Raw genomic sequence first — 18226 nt, forward strand, 5'->3', positions numbered from 1 at the left:
CGTCTGGGATTTCGAGGTTTTCCAAATGAGCGTGGATACATCCCGATTGGCGTTGGAGTGGCAGGTCTGGCTGGTGGAGAACCTGGCGTTGGGGGTGACGCGCGAGGAGGCGTGTCTGGCGTTGGCGAGCGCGGGCGTGTCGGAGGACGTGGCGCGAGAGGAGGTGGCGCGGGTGGAGGCCCATCCCTTCTTCCAGGCCTGCCAGCGGGTGGGGCGACGCTACGGGTGGCTCGAGTCGGTGATGGACACGTACAGCACGCTGCATCGGCAATCGGGGGGACATCTGGCGTTGGAGCGACGCCACGAGTTGTCCGCGGAGGAGTTCTTCACGCGCTACTACTTCGGACACCGGCCGGTGGTGTTGACGGGGCGGATGAAGGACTGGCCGGCGCTCGGACGTTGGTCGCTGCCCTACCTGGCCGAGCGGGTGGGAGACGTGGAGGTGGAGGTGATGACGCGGCGTGAATCCAACCCTGACCACGCGCCCGAGCCGGACAAGCACCGCGAGACGATGCGCTTTCGCGACTACGTGCACCGGGTGGCGACGGGGGGCGAGACGAACGACTACTACATGGTGCCCCGCAACGAGAACTGGCAGCGCCAGGGCTTCGAGCCGCTGCGCGAGGACGTGCGCGCGCCCCAGGGCATCATCGACGACAGCCTGCGCCCGGACATGATGACGCTGCTCCTGGGCCCCGCGGGCACGGTGACGCCGCTGCACCACGACAACATGAACGTGCTGCTGGCCCAGGTGGTGGGGCGAAAGCACGTGAAGCTCATCCCCTCCTTCCAGCGGCATCTGATGTACCCCCGCTATGGAACGTTCAGCCACGTGGACGCGGCGAGCCCGGATGTGGAGCGCCACCCGCTCTACGCGGAGGCGCACATGGTGGAGGCGGTGCTGGAGCCGGGGGAGCTGGTGTTCATCCCGGTGGGCTGGTGGCACTGGGTGCACGCGCTCGACGTGAGCGCGTCGGTGACGTTCCACCACTTCCAGGTGCCCCAGGGGAACACGTACCTGCCCACGCCGCTGTGAGGCGGCGTCAGTCGGACGTCTCCACCAGCAGCACGTGGTGCGTCCAGCCGTTGCGCGCGTCGCGGGCGAGCCACTTCTGGCGCTCGTCGCGCAGGGCCACGGCGGGCGCGGTGCCGCCGCGGATGCGCTGGCGCACGCCGTCGAAGAAGCGCCCGGCCGCGTCGGGGATGTCCACCGTGGAGGCGAGCACCGCGCGGGCGCCGGCCTCGATGAAGGCGGCGGGCAGGCTGAAGGGCTCGTGCGTGGTGGTGGAGGCGAGCCGCCCCGCGCTGCACGCGGCCAGGAACACCATGGGCGCGCCGGCGAGCTTCTGCTTGCGCACGATGTCCGCCGTCAGCGCGTAGCGGCCGTTGCCCTCCGGTGAGAGCACCACCAGCGAGGCGTCCGACAGCACCGGGTCGCTGATGCCGTGCGCGTGAATCTCGATTTCCGTCGCGTCCGACATGCTGGACAGCACGCGCGAGGGCGTGGCGTCCGAGCCGGACAACAGCTCCAGCGCGGTGGGCTCCGGCTCGGGCGGCGGGGTCCACGTGGGGAGCCTGGGCAGCTGCAGCAGCGCGGGGGCCTCCACGCTGGAGACGACCAGGCGCCGCGACGGCGCGGGCGCGCCGGGGACGATGCGCCCCATGCGGAAGCTCCACGGCTGGTCCGCGGGCAACAGGTCCGTGCGGCCGAAGACGGGCGCCCACGCGAGCACCTCCACCTGGGCGCAGCCCCTGAGTGCCTGGCGCACGTGCTCCGGGACCAGCTGGGTGCTGGGGCTCTCCGGGAAGGGCACCTCGCGCGTGCCCTGGTAGTCGCCCACCACCTCTCCTGCGGGCCCCCGGGCGACGGCCACGGAGCGCTCGTTGTGGACGGCGGCGCCGAGCGCGCACTTCTGGGGCACCTGGGTCCCCAGCTGCTCGGCGAGCAGCTCCAGGGCGCGCGCGTACTCGCCCCGGCGCCCCGCGTCGGTGACGAGCGAGGAGTAGCCCAGGGTCCACGCCTCGCGCGCCAGCGGCTCGGTGGACGGCAGCTTGCGCGCGTCCTCGAGGGTGCGCGTGAGCAGCTCCACGCCCCGCTCGTGCTCGTGGTCCAGCACGAAGCGGCCCTCGAGGTAGCGCGCGTAGATGGCGTCACCGGGCGTGGGGTTGCTGGCGCGCGCGACGTCGAGCGCCTGGCTCAGCCGCTCGGCGTCCTTCGGGTCCGGGCGGGCGCGGGCCATCTCCGCGAAGGTGGCGCCGAACATCAGGTCCAGCTTCGCGTTGGGGCACGCGGCGGCGGCCTCCAGCGAGGCGCGCGCGGCCTCCGGACGCAGGGCCAGGTAGTGCGTGTGGGCCTGGTTGATGTGGGGCCAGTAGCAGGTGTCGATGACGCGGCCGCCGCGCGCGGTCCACTCCTCCACGTAGGCGAGCGCGCTGGAGAAGTCGCCACGGTCCCTGGAGATGTGCACGAACAGCTCCAGCGTGGTGAGCTCCAGCTCCCACTCCTGGAGCTGGCGGGCCCAGGACCAGGCGGTGCGCGCGTGCTGCTCGGCCTCCGTCAGCCGGCGCAGCTCCGCGTAGAGGATGCCCAGGCGAATCTCCAGGTCCACGCAGCGCGCGGAGAAGGCGCCCTCGCGGCAGCGCTGGAGCGCGTTGAACAGGCGCTGCTCGGCCTTCCACCACTCGCCGTCCGCCATCTCCTTGCGGGCCTGCTCGCGCTCCAGGAACAGGCCCAGCCAGGTGTCCTGCTCGCGCTGGACGTGGGAGACCAGGTCCGGCAGGTAGCGCAGCGCGGCGGCCTTGTTGTGCAGCGCGAGGCCCACGAACAGGTCCTCCTCACCCGAGGCGCGCACCGTCTCCACCAGCGACTCCGGCGCGCCCGCGCGCTTCCTGACCCACTCGGAGTACCCCTGGGACAGGACGCCCCGGCGCGTGAAGTCGCGGCCGGACACGCGCGTCACATAGTCCCCGAGCGACGTGCCGCCCTGGAGCCGGTCCAGCTCTCGCGCCAGCGGCATGAGCGACAGCACGCGCTCCTTGGAGGACGCCGCGCGGACCACATCGTAGAAGTGCTGCCGCACCACGCCGGGGCTCTGACGCGCCTCCTGGAGGGGCAGCGGCGCCTTCGGGTCCTCCAGCAGGGCCAGCGTGGCGTCGCGCGCGCCGTGCCACTTGCGTGAGCGGGACTGGGTCTCCTCCCGCAGCGTCAGCGCCTGCGCCTTGGCCTCCTTGCTCCAGCCCTGTTCACCGAGCGCGGCCACCTTCTCGAAGGTCTCCGCCGCCTTCATCGTCAGGCCCATGTCGCGCAGCACCAGGGCGCGGTTCCACAGCGCCTGGGGATGTGCGGGGGCACGGGCCAGCACGCGGTCCAGCAGCCGCAGGGCCTGCTCGTGTGCCCCCCGGGAGAGCTGCACGGCGGCCAGGTCGCTGTCACGGTCCACGGTGGACGACATGCGCTCGAGGAAGGAGCCCGCCTGGTTCCACTCGCCCTGCAGGCCGTACGCGGCGGCGATGCCCGCCCAGTTGCCGTCCTCCTCCAACCGGGCGAGTTCCTTGAGGGGGATGGGCTCGGCGGGGACCAGACAGCCGCCGGCCGAGACGCGCGGTCGGTAGCGGTCGGCCTCCGGATAGGTGAGGCGGGCCTCGATGCGCGCGGACGCCCGACGCTCGGCCCAGAAGCGCGCCTCCACGTCGTTCCCCCCGGACGACGTGCGCACGAGCAGCGCGGTGACGACGAGCACGGGCGCGGCCAACGCCAGGACCAGGGCCTTGTCGGACTTCGACTTCAACATGCTGCCCCCTCGGGTGCTGTCTCCCCCAGACAGTCACCGACCGGCCGGGTTCTACACCAACCCTCCGGCTGGCGACGACTTTAGGCCCACACCGGACCTGTCGCCTCTGTACGAACGCACATCCCGGCAGGTCCTTGGGCGCGGACATTTCGCGGGGATTTTCCCGCGCGCTCGCAGGCGCGGGAGAAGACGCCGCGTCCCCGGGCCGTACAGCGGGCGAGCGCTGCGGGAGCCCAAGGTGCCGCGCACTCCCACTTCCGGCGCGTCGCTTCATCCACCGGGAATCATTGCGATGGGCGGCAAGCGACGAGCGGGGCCGAGGGCGCCCCGACTCCTCGTGCCTCACCGAGCGACAGGGCGGGGGCTCGAACCTCAGGGGCTTGGCGGACGAGCAGGAGCGGGAAGTAGCACGGCCGGCCGGATGTCCCAATGCGCCAACCCGGAATGAAAGGACCTCGTTTGACCGCATTCCTTCGACTCGCCGCCCTGGTGTTGCTGGTTCCCCCCCTCGCGTCCGCGGAGGTGGTGTGGAAGGGCGACTTCGAGACCGGAAACATTTCGCAGTGGACGCGCGCGCAGAGCGTCGCGAACAGCCGCCTCCAGGTGGTGTCGGACGTGGTCCGTGAGGGCCGCTATGCATTGAAGGCCACGGTGCGTCAGGGCGATGACCCCATCGGCGCCAGCGGCAACCGCAACGAGCTGCTCTACATCAGCGAGGAGAAGGCGGGCTCCACGTACTTCTACAAGTGGAGCACGATGTTCCCGTCGAACTACCCCATCTCGGATGGGTGGCAGGTGTTCGCGCAGTGGCACCAGGAGGGCTGCTGTGGTTCGCCGCCGCTGGAGTTCTTCGTGAAGGGGGACCAGATGCACCTGCGCGTGGGTGGCGCGGACGGTGACATCCCCTGGAAGGGGCCCATCAACAAGGGCCAGTGGCACGACTTCATCCTGCAGGTGAAGTGGTCGTCCAACGCGAAGGTCGGCTTCGTGCAGCTGTGGCACAACGGGAAGCTGGTGTTGCCGAAGACGATGGGGGCGACGCAGTTCGGCAAGGAGATGAACTACCTGAAGCTCGGGCTGTACCGCGAGGACAGCATCCGTCCCGAGGCGAGCGTGTACCACGACGGTTTCACCATGAGCACCGCGCTGGAGGACGTCCTGCCGCCCGCGCCGACGCCCGCGCCCGCGCCGGAGCCGACCCCGGAGCCGACGCCCGAGCCCACGCCGACGCCCACCCCGGAGCCGACGCCCGAGCCCACGCCGACGCCCACCACGCCGCCCATCGTCAGCGTGCCCACGCTGCCGGGCAACGGCACGCCGCGCGTCGGCGTCATCGACACGGATGACGGCACGGACAATCCGCAGGCGGCGCAGGGCTGCGGTGCGACGGCGACGGGCGGGGCTCCGTTCATCGCCGCCACGGGCCTGCTCGCGTTCGCCGCGCTGCTGAGCCGTCGGAGGAAGCCCGCGACGGTGCGGGCTCGCGGCTCGCGTCGCTGAGTCGTCGCGACACCGTGAAGGTCCACAGCGGGTCCGTCCTCCAGCAGGGCGGGCCCGCTTCGTCTTTCAGGACGGCGCCCACGAAAAAGCGGGCCCACCCAAGAAGGAGGACCCGCTTCATCGACCCAGCCACCACCGCAACCTCAGTGCGCGCCCTCGACCTTCACGTTGGGGTCGGCGCGGCGCAGCATGAACACCAGCACCAGTGAGCACGCGAAGATGGCCGTGAGCACGGTGAAGTTCGCGTTGAAGGCCCGCACCAGCGCCTGCAGGTTGATGCGCTGACTGAACAGGCCATAGGCCGCGGCCAGCGGGTCCGTCACCCGCGAGGCCACCGTGGCCTGCATGGCGGCGAGCTGCTCCTGCGTCACCTGGCTGTACGCATCCACATGCGAGGCCAGCGCCGTGTTGTTCACCTGCGTCAGCCGGTTGAGCGCGCTGCTCATCCACGCCGTTCCAATCGACCCGCCCAGCTCACGCGTCAGGTTGAACAACCCCGCCGCGTTGCCTCGCTGGTCCGGGCGCAGGTTGCTCAGCGCCATCACCGACAGCGGCACGAAGATGAACCCCATCGAGCACGCCCGGATGAACACCGGCGCAATCAACGCCGCCTCGTCCGCCGTGCTGCTCAAGTGCCCGTTCGTCCACAAGGACAGGCACATCCCGATGATGCCCACCCCCACCAACATCCGCCCGTCCAACTTGCCGCCAAACTTCCCGATGAGCGGCATCAACAACACCTGGATGAAGCTCCCCTTCAGGAACACCAGCCCGATGTCGAGCGCCGAGTAGCGCATCACCGTTCCGCAGAAGAGGCTGAACAGGAACGAGCCACCGAACAACGCCGTGCCGATGAGGAAGTTCACCCCCGTCGCCGCCGCGTACGAGCGGTTCGCGAACACCCTCAAATCCACCACCGGTTGAGGTGTCTCCAGCTCGTGCACGATGAAGGTGATGAGCGCCACGCCCGCCACCACCGCGAGCACCGTGATCTTCATGCTGTCGAACCAGTCCTCGCGCGTGCCCTCCTCCAGCACGAACTGGAGCGCGGCCATGCCCACCGCCAACAGGCCGATGCCCCAGCGGTCCACCCGCTCGTGGGACACCTCGAAGTCCTTCTGCTCGATGTGACGCCACGCCATGTACGCGGCGAACAGGCCCACCGGCAGGTTGATGAGGAATATCCAGTGCCAGCTCGCCACCTCGATGAGCATGCCGCCCACCGTCGGCCCGAGCAGCGGCCCCGTCACCGCGCCCAGCCCGAAGAGCGCGCCGGCCATGCCGTGCTCCTTCTGCGGATAGCGCGCGAACAGAATCGCCTGCGACGTGGGGATGATGGCGCCGCCTCCCACGCCCTGGAGGATGCGGAAGACGACGAGCGACGGCAGGTTCCACGCGAGCCCACACAACAGGCTCGCCGCCGTGAAGATGAGGATGGACGCGGTGAAGTAGCGCCGGAAACCGAACCGACGCTGCAGCCAGCCCGTCATCGGGATGACCACCACGTTGGCCATCATGTAGCCGGTGGAGACCCACGCAATCTGGTCCATCGGCGTGCCGAAGCTCGCGCGGATGTCGCTGAGCGCGACATTCACAATCGAGATGTCCAGCACGGACATCAGCGCCGCGGCCATGGCGGCGATGGTGATACCGGCCTTCGAGCCGGTGATGGCGTCGCCCTTCACGACTACTCGCCCCTCGTATTCACCGTGACGATGGCGCTCATGCCCGGCTTGAGGGCCACATCCCTCGCGTCACCGTCGAAGCGGATGAGCACCGGAATCCGCTGCACCACCTTCACGAAGTTGCCGGACGCGTTGTCCGGAGGCAGCAGCGCGAAGCGCGCGCCACTGGCCCCCGCGAGACTGTCCACGTGGCCCTTGAAGTGATGACCACTGAAGGCATCCACCTTCACGTCCACCACCTGGCCCGCCTTCATCTCGCCGACCTGGTCCTCCTTGAAGTTCGCCACCACCCACACGTCGTCCTGCGGCACCACCGCCATCAGCGGACGCTCCGGGCCCACCATGTGACCCACCTCCACCGTGCGGCGGCTCACCACGCCGTTCGTCGGCGCGCGGACCTTCGTGTACGAGACCGCCAGCTCCGCCAGGTGCAGCGCCGCCTGCGCCTGCTTGAGCTTCGCGTCCGCCAGCTTCACCGCCGCCTGCGCGGCCTGCACCTGCACCGGCCCCGTCTCCGCCGCGGCCAGCTTGCCCTGCGCCGTCTCCAGCCCACCGGAGGAGCCCTGCACGCCCGCCTCCGTGGACGTCAGCCGCGCTCGCGCCACGTCCAGCGCCGCCTTCGCCTGGTCATGCGTGGACTGCCGCGTGTCCAGGTCCGCCTGCGTCACCGCGCCCTCGGCCTTCAGCGTCTTCACGCGCGTCAGGTCCGTGTCCGCCAGCTTGAAGCGGGCCTCCGCCGCCACCACGTCCGCGCGCGCCTGGTCCAGCGCCGCCTTGGACGAGCTGATGCCGCTGCTCGCCTGCACCACGCCGCCGCGCGCCTGACGCAGGTTGGCGCCTGCGTTGACCTCGGTGAGCGCCAGCTGCGCCTGCGCGTTCGCCGACTGCGCCTCCGCGCTCGACACGTCCGCGCGGGCGACCTCCAGCTTCGCCTCCAGGTCCGTGGCGTCCAGCTCCACCAGCACGTCGCCGGCCTTCACCTGCTGGTTGTCGCTCACCAGCACCCGGGCCACCTGCCCCGCGATTCGCGGCGACACGTTGGCGATGCGGCCCTCCACCTGCGCGTCATCGGTGGACTCCTCACCCCGGGTGAGCGCCCAGCGCGCGGCGCCGCCCAACAGCGCAATCCCCAACAGCGCGGGCAACACCCGCTTGGCCCGCGAGCGCGGCGCCGCGGGCTCCTTCACCAGCGAGGGGCTCTTCTTCGGTACGTCGGTGTCCTGGGCATCCAGGGAGGGTGAAGCAGTGCTCATGGGTGTTCTCGAAGGTTCAACGGGTCGATGATAAGGGGCCTAACCAAATGGCCGTCACAGGACATCCGCGGGGCCATGCCCGAGGGGAATCAAGGGTTCGAGGGGAAGCTCAGGGCTCTCGGAAGGTCGGCAGGCCGGAGGAGACCTTGGCCAGCAGCTCGCGCAGGGTGACGCGCTCCGGCTCGCTCAGCGTGGACATCAGCGCGGCGACGCGGCGGAAGTGGAGGGGCAGCAGCTCCTCCAACAGCGCGCTCGCCTTGGGCGTGAGGTGCACGGTGTACATGCGCCGGTCCTCGGGGTGGTCGGCGCGGGAGATGAGGCCGTCCTTCTCCAGCGTGTCGAGCAGCCCGGTCATCGTGGCCCGGCTCACACAGGAGCTCTCCGCCAGCTCCGCCGGAGTGAGGCCCTGGCCGTCCTCGCTCTCGCGGTAGGAGAGCAGGCGGGCCAGGACGGTGAAGCGGCCGGTGGACAGGCCATGGCGCGCGAGGTTCGCCTCGTAGGCGCTCGACAGCTCGTTCGACATGCGCAGCAGGAGGACGCAGGTCTCGATGGCGCTCGCGTCCAGTTGAGGGAAGCGCTGCGACAGTCGCTGCAATCGCTCGAAGCGGGTGATGGGAGGCGTGACGCTCATGATGAGGCGCGGGAAGAACTCCGCCGCCCCTGAGTCGTAAGGCTCCTAACTACCGCGCGCAACGAAATAGTGGAGGCGCTGGGAGGAAACGGACGCGCTGTTATGACGTGGAGGTGCTGGACGTGAAAGACCCCACCGTGCAGGCGGCGCTGCGGCAGGCGAGCGACGAGGCCGGGCTGCCCGACTCCCTGCTCAGTTGCGTCTACCCCCTGCTCCGGGAGCCGGAGGGCGAGTGGCCGAGTTGCTGCGGAGGGGGCTGCCAACCCTGCTCGGCCACGCTGGTGGACGTGGCGGCGCGGACGCTGGCGCTGCTGGGGACGCCGCGCGTGGCGCCCCTGCCCTTGTGAGCAGGGGCCGGCGGCGCCGTAAGCTCGTGAGGACATGAACCCCATCGTCCATGCGGAGCTGGCGTGGCTCACGGCCCAGGGGCTGCGTGAGCGCAGGGACCGCATCCTCGTCACGTGCGCGGGGCTGGCGCCGGACCTGGATGGGTTGACGCTGCTGGGCGGCGAGGCGTGGTACGCGCGCTATCACCACGTGCTCTTCCACGGGTACGTGGGCGCGTTCGTCACCACGGCGGTGTGCGCGGCGTTGGCGAGGCAGCGCGCCCGGGTGGCGGTGCTCGCGATGGTGGCGTTCCACCTGCACCTGCTCTGTGACCTCGCGGGCAGCGGGCCTGGGTGGCCCATCCACTACTACTGGCCCACGAGCATGCGGGAGTGGTTCTGGCAGGGGCAGTGGAACCTGTCGTCGTGGCAGAACTCGGTCATCGGGCTCTTCACCACGCTGGCCATCTTCGCGTGCGCGCTGGGGCCCGGGCGGCGCACCTTCGTGGAGGTGTTCTCCGCGCGCTGGGACGCGGTCGTCACGCAGACCCTGCGGCGCCGCTTCAAGGGCGAGGAGCCCGTCGCGAAGTCCGGAGGCTGAAGCCTGGCCGGAGGCGCTTCACTTGTCCCATGAGACAACGGCGCTGTAGGGACCGTGACACATCGCGAGCACGGGGCCGCGCGAGCGCGGTGCGGGGTTGTGTCGCCGGACGTGCCGCGCCTAGCTTGAAGGCCTTCCCGCGAAGGGGGCCCGATGCCCGCATACCGTGACGTGCTCGCCAGGATTCCCGAACCTGACGCCGAGGCCGGCAGGCAGTGCCAGGGGCTGTTGGACATGAAGACCAAGCCCCAGGGGAGCCTCGGCCGCCTGGAGGAGCTGGCGTGTCAGTGGGCCACGCTGCGGGGAGAGCCCGCTCCGGCGATGCCTCGCAAGGGCATGGTGGTGATGGCCGCGGACCACGGCGTGACGGAGGAGGGCGTGAGCGCCTATCCCGCTGAAGTCACCGCGCAGATGGTGGCCAACTTCTCCCGGGGTGGCGCGGCCATCAACGTGCTGTCGCGCCAGCACGACGTGCGCGTGGAGGTCGTCGACATGGGCGTGCGCGTGCCCGTGGACGGGCTCACGGGCGTGCGCCACCACCGCATGGGCCCCGGCACGGCGAACCTCGCGCGGGGACCGGCGATGTCGCGCAAGACGGCCGAGGAGGCGCTGAGCGTGGGCGCGCTCCTGGCGCTCGAGCTGGCGGAGTCGGGCGTGACGTTGCTCGGGCTGGGGGACATGGGCATCGGCAACACCACCGCGTCGGCGGCGCTGACGTGTGTGCTCGCGGGCGTGTCACCAGACATGGCCACCGGGCGCGGCACGGGCGTGGACGACGCGGGCCTGTCGCGCAAGGTGGACGTGGTGCGGCGCGCGTTGGTGGTGAACCAGCCGGACGCGGCGGACCCGCTGGATGTGCTCGCCAAGGTGGGCGGCTTCGAAATCGCGGGGCTCGCGGGCGCGGCGCTCGGCGCGGCGTCGAAGCGCGTGCCGGTGATGTTGGATGGCTTCATCTCCTCGGTCGCCGGGCTGGTGGCGGCGCGGCTGTGTCCCCGGGTGATGCCCTTCCTCATGGCCAGTCACATGTCGCGCGAGGCGGGCCACCGGCGGGTGCTGGAGGCGCTGCGCCTGCGGCCCCTGTTGGATTTGGGGCTGCGGCTGGGCGAGGGCACCGGCGCGGTGCTCGCGATGGGGCTGGTGGACAGCAGCCTGCATGTGCTGCACGAGATGGCGACCTTCGCCTCGGCCGGCGTCGCGGAGAAGTCGCAGCGCTGAAGCGCGTGTCCCCGGCTGGAAACCCGGCGGGAGTCGCGCCATACCTGGGCTCCCATGAAGCGACTCCTCGCCGGCATCGCGTTCCTCAGTCGCATCCCCGTCCCCGGGGCGGCCACGTTCGACGCTGGCGACGTGGGCCGCGCCACGCTGTGCTTCCCGCTCGTCGGCGCGCTGCTCGCGGCCATCCTGGTGGGCGTGCGCCACGCGCTCTTCCCCCTGCTCCCCGCCACGGTGACGGCGTTCATCCTGCTCGTCGTCTATGCGCTGCTGACCGGCGCGCTGCACCTGGACGGGCTGGCGGACATGGCGGACGGCTTCGGCGGCGGGCGCACGAAGGAGGACGTGCTGCGCATCATGCGCGACCACGTCATCGGCGCGTATGGCGGGACGGCCCTGCTCTTGGATGTGGGGCTGAAGTCGAGCGCGCTGGCCGCGCTGCTCGAGCGGGGACAGGCGGACGTCGCGCTGGTGGTGGCGCTGACGTTGGGGCGGTGGGGCTCGGTGCCCCAGGGGTGGCTGTTCCCCTATGCGCGCCGCACGGGGGGCATCGGCGTGGCCATCACGGACCATGTCGGGCGCGTCGAGGTGGCGGGGGCCACGGTGCTGGGGCTCGGCATCGCCGTGGGGCTCATGGGCTGGCGTGGCGGTGTCATCATGGCTGTGGTGGCCATGGTGTCGATGCTCCAGGCCCTGTGGTGCCGGAAGAAGATTGACGGAATCACGGGCGATACCATGGGCGCCAACACAGAGGTGTGCGAGGCGGTGGTGCTCGTGCTCGCGCTGGCGCTCGGATGACGCGCTCGCGACGAAAGGAAACGGACGCGTGGACTGGCGACTGCCGAGCGGCGTGACGCGCATGATCCTGGTGAGGCATGGCAAGCCCTCCGAGGAGATGAAGGGCCGCTGCTACGGGAGGCTCGATGTGGGCCTCGCGCCCGAGGGACACGTCCAGGCCGAGCGCGCCGCGCGGCTGCTCGCGCAGGTGGAGTTGCACGGCCTGTATTCGAGTCCGCGGCTTCGCGCGCTCGACACGGCGAAGCGGCTGACGGAGGGCCGGGGGCTGGAGCTCCGAGTGGAGGAGGCCTTTCGCGAGATCGACTTCGGGCTCTTCGAGGGGCTCACCTACGAGGAGGCAGAGCGCCGCTTTCCCACCGTGTACGCGGAATGGATGACACACCCCGCCCAGGTGCGCTTCCCCGAGGGAGAGACGTTCTCCGAGATGCGAGAGCGCGTGCGTACCGGGGGCCGAGCGCTGCGGGCGCGGCACCCCGGACAGTGCTTCGCGCTGGTGTCTCATGGCGGCGTCAATCGCACCCTGCTCTGCGAGGCGCTCGGCATGTCGGACGAGCACCTGTTCCGACTGGACCAGGTGCACGCGGCGGTGAATGTCATCGACTTCTATGGTGACGAGCCCGTGGTGAAGTTGATGAACGCGGAGCCGTGACGCACCCCGCCTCGGCTTGACGGTGTTTCTCTACGAGGCGTAGCCTTTGACGACTGTCTGGCTTTGAAGTTCCGTCGTGCAAGGGGGCGTCACGCACATGGAGACCCAACCGCCAGGCGAGGCCAGCGGACGCCCGGTCATCCGCGTCCCAGGCAAGACGCACGACCTCTTCTCTTCGCAGGCGCTCGACAATCCCTATGCCGTGTATGCGCGGCTCCTCGAACAGCCCGCGTGCTGGAGCGCCGAGTCACAGCTGTGGTTGTTCTCGCGACACGCGGACTGCCTGGAGGTGCTCGCCAATCCCCGCTTCAGTCGGAACATCGCCAGCGCGAGGAAGCGCCGTCCCCAGGACTACCCTCCCCCACCAGAGGCGCTCGCGGCGCTGTCCGCCATGCACAACCAGTGGTTCCTGCTCATGGACCCGCCGGAGCACACGCGCCTGCGCGCGGTGACGAAGCGCGCCCTGGGCCCTCGCATGAAGGAGCTGGCCCTCCACATCCAGGCCCTGGTGGAGTCCCTGGTCTTCCAGGCGCGCCAGCGTGGGGGAATGGATGTCATCTCCGAGTTCGCCATGCCCCTGGCCCGCAGCACGCTGCGCCAGCTGGTGGGCGCGGATGATTTGGATGAAGGGCTGTATCAACACTGGGCGCTGTGCCTCGCACGGTGCGCGGATGCCTCCGCGCCACTGGGCGTTCGCGAGGCCGCGAGCGCCGCCACGCGCGAGGTGCACCAGTCCCTCCAGGCCGCTGTCACCCGGCGCCGACAGTCGCGGCAATCGGATGTCCTCGGGCTGCTGGTGGCCGCGCAGGAGGACGAACAGGCGTTGAGCGAGGAGGAGCTGTTGCCCACATGCATGCTGCTGCTCTTCGGCGGCTACGACACCTCCGTCAACCTCATCGGCAATGGGATGCTCGCGTTGATGGAGCACCGCGCGCAGTGGGAGGCGCTGTGCGCAGAGCCCGCGCGCGCCAAGGGGGCGGTGGAGGAGGTGCTGCGCTTCGATACCCCTCTCCAGCTCGTCTCGCGCATGGCGCAGGAGGACGTGGACGTTGGCGGAACGCACGTCCGCGCGGGCGAGTGGGCGTGGGTGCTGCTCGGCGCGGCGAATCGGGACCCCAGGCGCTTCGACAATCCCGACGCGCTGGACATCCAGCGCACGGACCTCCAGCATGTCGCCTTCGGCCACGGCATCCACCAATGCGTCGGCGCGGCGCTCGGGCGCATCGAAGCCCAGAGCGCATTCGGCACCCTGGCGCGCGAGCTGCCACAGCTTCGGCTCGTGCCCGGTGCGTGGAAGCGGCGCGACACCGCCGTGTTCCGCGGCCTCACCACCCTGCCCTGCCAGCTCTGACTCCGCACTCGGCGCGACTTGCGCGCCACCAGGAACACGCGCAGCGGCGAGCCTGGCGCCGCCGTCACCCTGCATTGTCAGCTCTGCCCTCGGGTTCAGCGAGACTTGCGTGCCACCAGGTACACGGGCAGCGGTGTACCCAGCGTCGCCGTCACCCTGCATTGTCAGCTCTGCCCTCGGATTCAGCGAGACTTGCGTGCCACCAGGTACACGGGCAGCGGTGTACCCAGCGCCGCCGTCACCCTGCCTTGCCAGCTCTGCCCTTGGGTTCAGCGAGACTTGCGTGCCACCAGGTACACAAGCAGCGGTGTACCCAGCGCCGCCGTCACCAGGCCCACGGGCGGCTCTCGCCCAGGCAGGATGACTCGGGAGGCGGCGTCACAGAGCGCCAGGAAGCTCGCGCCGACGATCACCGAGCACGGCAACAGCACGCGCCGGCTCACCCCCAGCACACGCCGGACGATGTGCGGGACGATGAGCTCCACGAAGGCGATGGGGCCACACCACGCGACACACCCCGCCACGCCGAGCGCGCCCAGGCCAATCGAGGCCATGCGCACCACGCGCACGTTGACGCCCTGCGACTCGGCGTGCTCCTCGCCGGAGATGAACACCTCCAGCGCCCGCGTCAGTGACAACAGCCCCACCACCGACACGGCCGCGATGGGCACGAGCGCGACGATTCCCTGGTAGCCCACCTGCGGCAGGTGCCCCATGGTCCACCGGGTGGCCGCCAGCAGCTCCGCCGAGTCCGCCGAGAACTGCACGCCCGTGGAGATGGCCCCCGCCGCCATCGAGAAGGCGATGCCCGCGAGCACCAAATCGTTCATCCGCACGCCCCGCCCCGCGGCGATGGCGGCCACCAACAGGCTGACGCCCAACGCCCCCGCGAACGCGGACGCGGTGATGAGCGGCAATCCCCACAGCACGGAGCGAGCCCCCAAGACGATGGCCACCAGCGCCCCCAGCGTGGCCCCGGCCGTGGTGCCCACCGTGCTCGGCGCGGCGAGCGGATTGGCGAAGAGCGACTGATACACCGCCCCCACCAGCGACAGCGTGCCGCCCACCAGCAGCGCCATCAGCGTCCGGGGGATGCGCAACTGCCAGAGGATGAAGTCCCGCGCGTCCGGCGGCATGGGCGGCCCGATGAACGGCGCGGCGACCGCCACCAGCCCGCACAAGAGCAACATCACCACCAGCCGGGCCTTCATTCGCCACGCTCCAGCGGCAGGCCCACGAAGATTCTCCGTCCCTCGACCTCCACGCCCCGCATCCGCACGGAGAACACCTGCCCCAGGTGCTCGCCCAGCTCCGGCGCGTCGTAATGCGACTCGAAGGCCACCCGGCCACGCGACAACCCCAACACCCGAATCCGCCCCTCGCCCCCGTGTCGCACCGCGTGGGCGAGCACGTTGATGTCATGCGTGATGCACAGCACGCCCAGCCCCGAGCGCCACAGCCGCCCCACGAGCGCGTACAGCTCCAGTTGCTGCGCGGGGTCCAGGAAGTTCGCCGGCTCATCCAGCATCACCAGCGGCGACTCCTGCGCCAGCAGCGCCGCCACCGCGACGCGCTGCTGCTCTCCGCCGGACAGCTCCGTGATTCGCCGCGAGGCGAGCCCTTCCGCCTGCACCCGCTCCAGCGCCGCCCGCGCCTGCTCCTCCGAGCGGCGATGCGACTCCTGGAAGCGATAGCGCGCGGCGGCCACGTGCTCGAGCGCGGTGATGGGCTCGGAGACCTGCACGCGCTGGGGCAACCACGCGACATGGGCCGCGCGCTCCCGGGGCGACAGCGCCACCACGTCGCGTCCGTCCACGGTGACGCGCCCTGAGTCCGGCCGCTCGAGCCCGAGCGCCACACGCATCAACGTCGTCTTGCCCGCGCCGTTGGGGCCCACCACCGCCACGAAGTCTCCAGACCCGAGCCGCAGGGACACGTCCGCCAGCAGCGTCCGCTCCCCCTTGCGCACCGTCGCCCCGGAGACCTCCAGCGTGGACGTCATGGCGTCTTCGCGTCGAACCGCAGCGCGGACCGCAGCCGCTCCACCAAATCCAGGATGCGCGGCCCGGTGGACTGCACACCCGGCCCCGCCACCAGCTTCACGCGCCCCTCCTTCACCGCGCGCAGCACCGACAGCTGCTTCCACGCGGCCAGCTGCCGAGCCTCCTCCTCGGGCGTCGGCACGGGGCCCTCGAGCAACACGAGGATGATGTCCGGGTCCAACGTCATCAACTGCTCGACGGAGATGTTCGGCGGGCCGCCGGGGTCCTCGGCGACGGCGTTGCGAGCCCCCGCGGCCTCCAGCGCCGCGCCATGCAGCGAACCCTTGCGGATGTACCAGATGCTGGAGAGCCCGGCCTCCGCGTCGCCAATCACCAGCAGCACCCGGGGCGCGTCCTTCGGAGGCGCGCGCTTCAGCGTGGTCTCCACCTTCGTGGCCAGCGCGTTCGCCTGCGCCTCACGGCCCGTCTGCCGCCCCAGCTCGCGGACCCCGTTCGCCACGTCATCCACCGTGAGCCAGGGCAGCACCTTCACCGGAGCGACGGCGGCCAGAGAGCCCGCGGGAGCCTGCTTCACCTGTTCATCCAGGATGAGCGTGGGCTTGAGCCGGGCGATAGCCTCGTAGTTGGGCGCCAGCGTGGAGCCGACCTTGGGCACGCTCTGCGCCTCGGGAGGCCAGGACGAATAGTCCGAGCGCCCCACCACCTGCGGCCCCGCCCCCAGGGCGTAGAGCGTCTCCGTGATTCCAGGGGACAGCGAGACGAGCCGCCGCGCGCCCGGCTCCTGGGGCGGAGGCGAGGAGCGCTGGCAGCCCGCGAGGAGCAGGAGTGCGAGGCCCAGCAGACGGAAGGAGCGCGAAGGGGACATGGACGGAGCATCACGCACCGAGGAGTGCGTGACGAGCGCCTTATAGTGCACCCGCCGGAGGAGGCCCGCCATGTCGAAGCACCCCCACCTCATGATTCAGGGCACGGGTTCCCACGTGGGGAAGACCACGCTGGTGGCCGGGCTGTGCCGCCTGTACGCGAACCGGGGCCTGCGCGTGGCCCCGTTCAAGTCGCAGAACATGTCCCTCAACTCCTTCGTCACCGAGGAGAACGAGGAGATTGCCCGCGCCACCGCGGTGCAGTCCTTCGCGGCGAGGCAGCGGCCCATCGTCCACATGAACCCGCTGCTGCTCAAGCCCAAGTCGGACAGCGTCAGCCAGCTCATCATCCACGGCAAGCCCCACCAGGACGTCGACGCGCGCGAGTACTTCCTGGCCGACACGCACCGGGCGCTCAAGCTCGCCGCCATCCAGGAGTCCATCGACCACCTGAATCGCCACTACGACCTGGTCATCGCCGAGGGCGCGGGGAGCTGCGCGGAGCCCAACCTGCGCCCGTACGACGTGGTGAACATGGAGGTGGCCCACCGGCTGGACGCCCGCGTCTTCGTCGCGGCGGACATCGACAAGGGCGGCGTGGTGGCGGAGCTGCTCGGCACGCTGCGCGTCCTGGAGCTCGTCGCCCCCGAGGACGTCGCGCGCATCTCCGGCTTCATCATCAACAAGTTCCGCGGAGACCGGCAGGTCCTCCAGCCCGCCGTGGACTTCATCGAACAGCACGCGAAGAAGCCCGTCGTCGGGGTGCTGCCCTACCTGTCCCTCGCGCTGGAAGAAGAGGACCGCGTCCAGCCCCGGCTCCACGGCACGCCCGAGGTCGACATCGCCGTCGTCTACCTGCCCCACATCTCCAACAGCACGGACTTCGACTACCTCCAGGAGGAACCCCACGTGCGCGTGCGCTTCGTGCGCTCCGTGGACCAGTTGGGCGCGCCCGACGCCATCATCCTGCCCGGCACCAAGAACACGGTGGGGGACCTGGTCCACCTGCGACGCATCGGCTTCGAGCGCGTGCTCCAGGAGCTGAGCACCACCACGCCCATCGTCGGCATCTGCGGCGGCTTCCAGATGCTGGGGCGCAACCTGCTCGACGAACACCGCCGCGAGTCCGAGCACGGCAGCACCACCGGCCTGGGCCTGTTGGACATCGACGTGGAGTTCCTGCCGGGCAAGACGGTCTTCAACCGTCACTACACCCCGACGAAGGACAATCCCTTGCGGGAGGCGGGCGAGGTGTCCGGGTATGAAATCCATTCCGGGCTCATCCGGTACGACAGCGCCCGGCCGATGTATGCCCACCCCGGCGGCTTCGATGGCGCCGTGCACGAGCGGCTGCCCATCTTCGGCACCTTCATCCATGACCTGTTCAAGAACCCACGTCTGAGCCGCGCCTTCGTCGACACGCTGCGCCAGCGCAAGGGATTGCCAGTCCTGACAGCGCCCCTGTGCAACCACGACACCCGTCGGGAGGAAAGCTATAATCGGCTCGCTGCCGCCCTGGCCGAGCACATGACATCCATCGACTGACTCTTCATCCCGCCAAAG

Annotated in this window: 16 protein-coding genes; 9 read left to right on the forward strand and 7 right to left on the reverse strand. The window is 70.3% G+C overall.

What is annotated here, in order from left to right; all coding sequences use genetic code 11:
• The first annotated feature begins 25 nt into the window (after nucleotides 1-25).
• Nucleotides 26-1036: a cupin-like domain-containing protein gene (locus tag LXT21_RS07840; protein WP_254037458.1), complete on the forward strand. Its 1011-nt coding sequence runs from the start codon at nucleotides 26-28 to the stop codon at nucleotides 1034-1036.
• Nucleotides 1037-1043: 7 nt separating this feature from the next.
• On the opposite strand, the gene LXT21_RS45145 is transcribed toward LXT21_RS07840, so the two are convergent.
• Entirely contained in the window at nucleotides 1044-3791 is a 2748-nt protein-coding gene (locus LXT21_RS45145) for a CHAT domain-containing protein (RefSeq protein WP_267145395.1), read from the reverse strand.
• Nucleotides 3792-4250: 459 nt separating this feature from the next.
• On the opposite strand from LXT21_RS45145, the gene LXT21_RS07850 reads away from it, so the two are divergent.
• On the forward strand, nucleotides 4251-5291 hold the full coding sequence (locus LXT21_RS07850) for a heparin lyase I family protein (RefSeq protein WP_254037459.1): 1041 nt from the start codon (nucleotides 4251-4253) through the stop codon (nucleotides 5289-5291).
• A 143-nt stretch (nucleotides 5292-5434) separates the two neighbouring features.
• Here the strand turns inward: LXT21_RS07850 and LXT21_RS07855 are convergent, their stop codons facing one another.
• The 3 genes from LXT21_RS07855 to LXT21_RS07870 form a co-directional block, all read right to left on the reverse strand.
• Entirely contained in the window at nucleotides 5435-6976 is a 1542-nt protein-coding gene (locus tag LXT21_RS07855; protein ID WP_254037460.1) for a DHA2 family efflux MFS transporter permease subunit, read from the reverse strand.
• A 2-nt stretch (nucleotides 6977-6978) separates the two neighbouring features.
• On the reverse strand, nucleotides 6979-8229 hold the full coding sequence (locus LXT21_RS45150) for an HlyD family secretion protein (RefSeq protein WP_267145396.1): 1251 nt from the start codon (nucleotides 8227-8229) through the stop codon (nucleotides 6979-6981).
• A gap of 109 nt (nucleotides 8230-8338) precedes the next feature.
• Complete coding sequence (locus tag LXT21_RS07870) at nucleotides 8339-8860, reverse strand: MarR family winged helix-turn-helix transcriptional regulator (RefSeq protein WP_254037461.1); 522 nt, start codon at nucleotides 8858-8860, stop codon at nucleotides 8339-8341.
• A gap of 113 nt (nucleotides 8861-8973) precedes the next feature.
• Between LXT21_RS07870 and LXT21_RS07875 the strand changes: the two genes are divergently transcribed.
• From LXT21_RS07875 to LXT21_RS07900, 6 genes are all read left to right on the forward strand, one after another.
• Entirely contained in the window at nucleotides 8974-9207 is a 234-nt protein-coding gene (locus LXT21_RS07875) for a hypothetical protein (protein WP_254037462.1), read from the forward strand.
• Nucleotides 9208-9241: 34 nt separating this feature from the next.
• Nucleotides 9242-9787: a metal-dependent hydrolase gene (locus LXT21_RS07880; RefSeq protein ID WP_254037463.1), complete on the forward strand. Its 546-nt coding sequence runs from the start codon at nucleotides 9242-9244 to the stop codon at nucleotides 9785-9787.
• A 153-nt stretch (nucleotides 9788-9940) separates the two neighbouring features.
• Entirely contained in the window at nucleotides 9941-11002 is a 1062-nt protein-coding gene (gene cobT / locus LXT21_RS07885) for a nicotinate-nucleotide--dimethylbenzimidazole phosphoribosyltransferase (protein WP_254037464.1), read from the forward strand.
• Between the two features lie 54 nt (nucleotides 11003-11056).
• Nucleotides 11057-11797: an adenosylcobinamide-GDP ribazoletransferase gene (gene cobS / locus LXT21_RS07890; protein WP_254037465.1), complete on the forward strand. Its 741-nt coding sequence runs from the start codon at nucleotides 11057-11059 to the stop codon at nucleotides 11795-11797.
• A gap of 28 nt (nucleotides 11798-11825) precedes the next feature.
• Complete coding sequence (locus LXT21_RS07895) at nucleotides 11826-12446, forward strand: histidine phosphatase family protein (RefSeq protein WP_254037466.1); 621 nt, start codon at nucleotides 11826-11828, stop codon at nucleotides 12444-12446.
• 97 nt (nucleotides 12447-12543) lie between these two features.
• Nucleotides 12544-13797, forward strand: coding sequence for a cytochrome P450 (locus LXT21_RS07900; protein WP_254037467.1), 1254 nt, complete (start codon nucleotides 12544-12546; stop codon nucleotides 13795-13797).
• A gap of 269 nt (nucleotides 13798-14066) precedes the next feature.
• Here LXT21_RS07900 and LXT21_RS07905 read toward each other — a convergent pair whose 3' ends face one another.
• From LXT21_RS07905 to LXT21_RS07915, 3 genes are read right to left on the reverse strand one after another with little or no spacing between them, the layout of a single operon-like run.
• On the reverse strand, nucleotides 14067-15008 hold the full coding sequence (locus tag LXT21_RS07905) for a FecCD family ABC transporter permease (protein WP_254037468.1): 942 nt from the start codon (nucleotides 15006-15008) through the stop codon (nucleotides 14067-14069).
• Nucleotides 15005-15799, reverse strand: coding sequence for an ABC transporter ATP-binding protein (locus LXT21_RS07910; RefSeq protein WP_254037469.1), 795 nt, complete (start codon nucleotides 15797-15799; stop codon nucleotides 15005-15007). The genes LXT21_RS07905 and LXT21_RS07910 overlap by 4 nt, the downstream gene beginning before the upstream one ends.
• Nucleotides 15796-16737, reverse strand: a complete 942-nt coding sequence (locus LXT21_RS07915; protein WP_254037470.1) for an ABC transporter substrate-binding protein — start codon at nucleotides 16735-16737, stop codon at nucleotides 15796-15798. The genes LXT21_RS07910 and LXT21_RS07915 overlap by 4 nt, the downstream gene beginning before the upstream one ends.
• Between LXT21_RS07915 and LXT21_RS07920 the strand changes: the two genes are divergently transcribed.
• Nucleotides 16736-18208, forward strand: a complete 1473-nt coding sequence (locus LXT21_RS07920) for a cobyric acid synthase (RefSeq protein ID WP_254037471.1) — start codon at nucleotides 16736-16738, stop codon at nucleotides 18206-18208. The genes LXT21_RS07915 and LXT21_RS07920 overlap by 2 nt on opposite strands.
• Nucleotides 18209-18226 lie beyond the last annotated feature (18 nt).

The organism is Myxococcus guangdongensis, assembly GCF_024198255.1.
In the GTDB taxonomy this organism is placed as follows: domain Bacteria; phylum Myxococcota; class Myxococcia; order Myxococcales; family Myxococcaceae; genus Myxococcus; species Myxococcus guangdongensis.

Excerpts from the sequence above, each read along its gene's own strand:
- cobT (WP_254037464.1), top strand. The coding sequence starts at position 9,941 with ATGCCCGCATACCGTGACGTGCTCGCCAGGATTCCCGAACCTGACGCC.
- LXT21_RS07900 (WP_254037467.1), top strand. The coding sequence starts at position 12,544 with ATGGAGACCCAACCGCCAGGCGAGGCCAGCGGACGCCCGGTCATCCGC.
- LXT21_RS45145 (WP_267145395.1), bottom strand. The coding sequence starts at position 3,791 with ATGTTGAAGTCGAAGTCCGACAAGGCCCTGGTCCTGGCGTTGGCCGCG.
- LXT21_RS07915 (WP_254037470.1), bottom strand. The coding sequence starts at position 16,737 with ATGGCGGGCCTCCTCCGGCGGGTGCACTATAAGGCGCTCGTCACGCAC.
- LXT21_RS07910 (WP_254037469.1), bottom strand. The coding sequence starts at position 15,799 with ATGACGTCCACGCTGGAGGTCTCCGGGGCGACGGTGCGCAAGGGGGAG.
- LXT21_RS07920 (WP_254037471.1), top strand. The coding sequence starts at position 16,736 with ATGTCGAAGCACCCCCACCTCATGATTCAGGGCACGGGTTCCCACGTG.
- LXT21_RS45150 (WP_267145396.1), bottom strand. The coding sequence starts at position 8,229 with ATGAGCACTGCTTCACCCTCCCTGGATGCCCAGGACACCGACGTACCG.
- LXT21_RS07880 (WP_254037463.1), top strand. The coding sequence starts at position 9,242 with ATGAACCCCATCGTCCATGCGGAGCTGGCGTGGCTCACGGCCCAGGGG.
- LXT21_RS07840 (WP_254037458.1), top strand. The coding sequence starts at position 26 with ATGAGCGTGGATACATCCCGATTGGCGTTGGAGTGGCAGGTCTGGCTG.
- LXT21_RS07905 (WP_254037468.1), bottom strand. The coding sequence starts at position 15,008 with ATGAAGGCCCGGCTGGTGGTGATGTTGCTCTTGTGCGGGCTGGTGGCG.
- LXT21_RS07870 (WP_254037461.1), bottom strand. The coding sequence starts at position 8,860 with ATGAGCGTCACGCCTCCCATCACCCGCTTCGAGCGATTGCAGCGACTG.
- cobS (WP_254037465.1), top strand. The coding sequence starts at position 11,057 with ATGAAGCGACTCCTCGCCGGCATCGCGTTCCTCAGTCGCATCCCCGTC.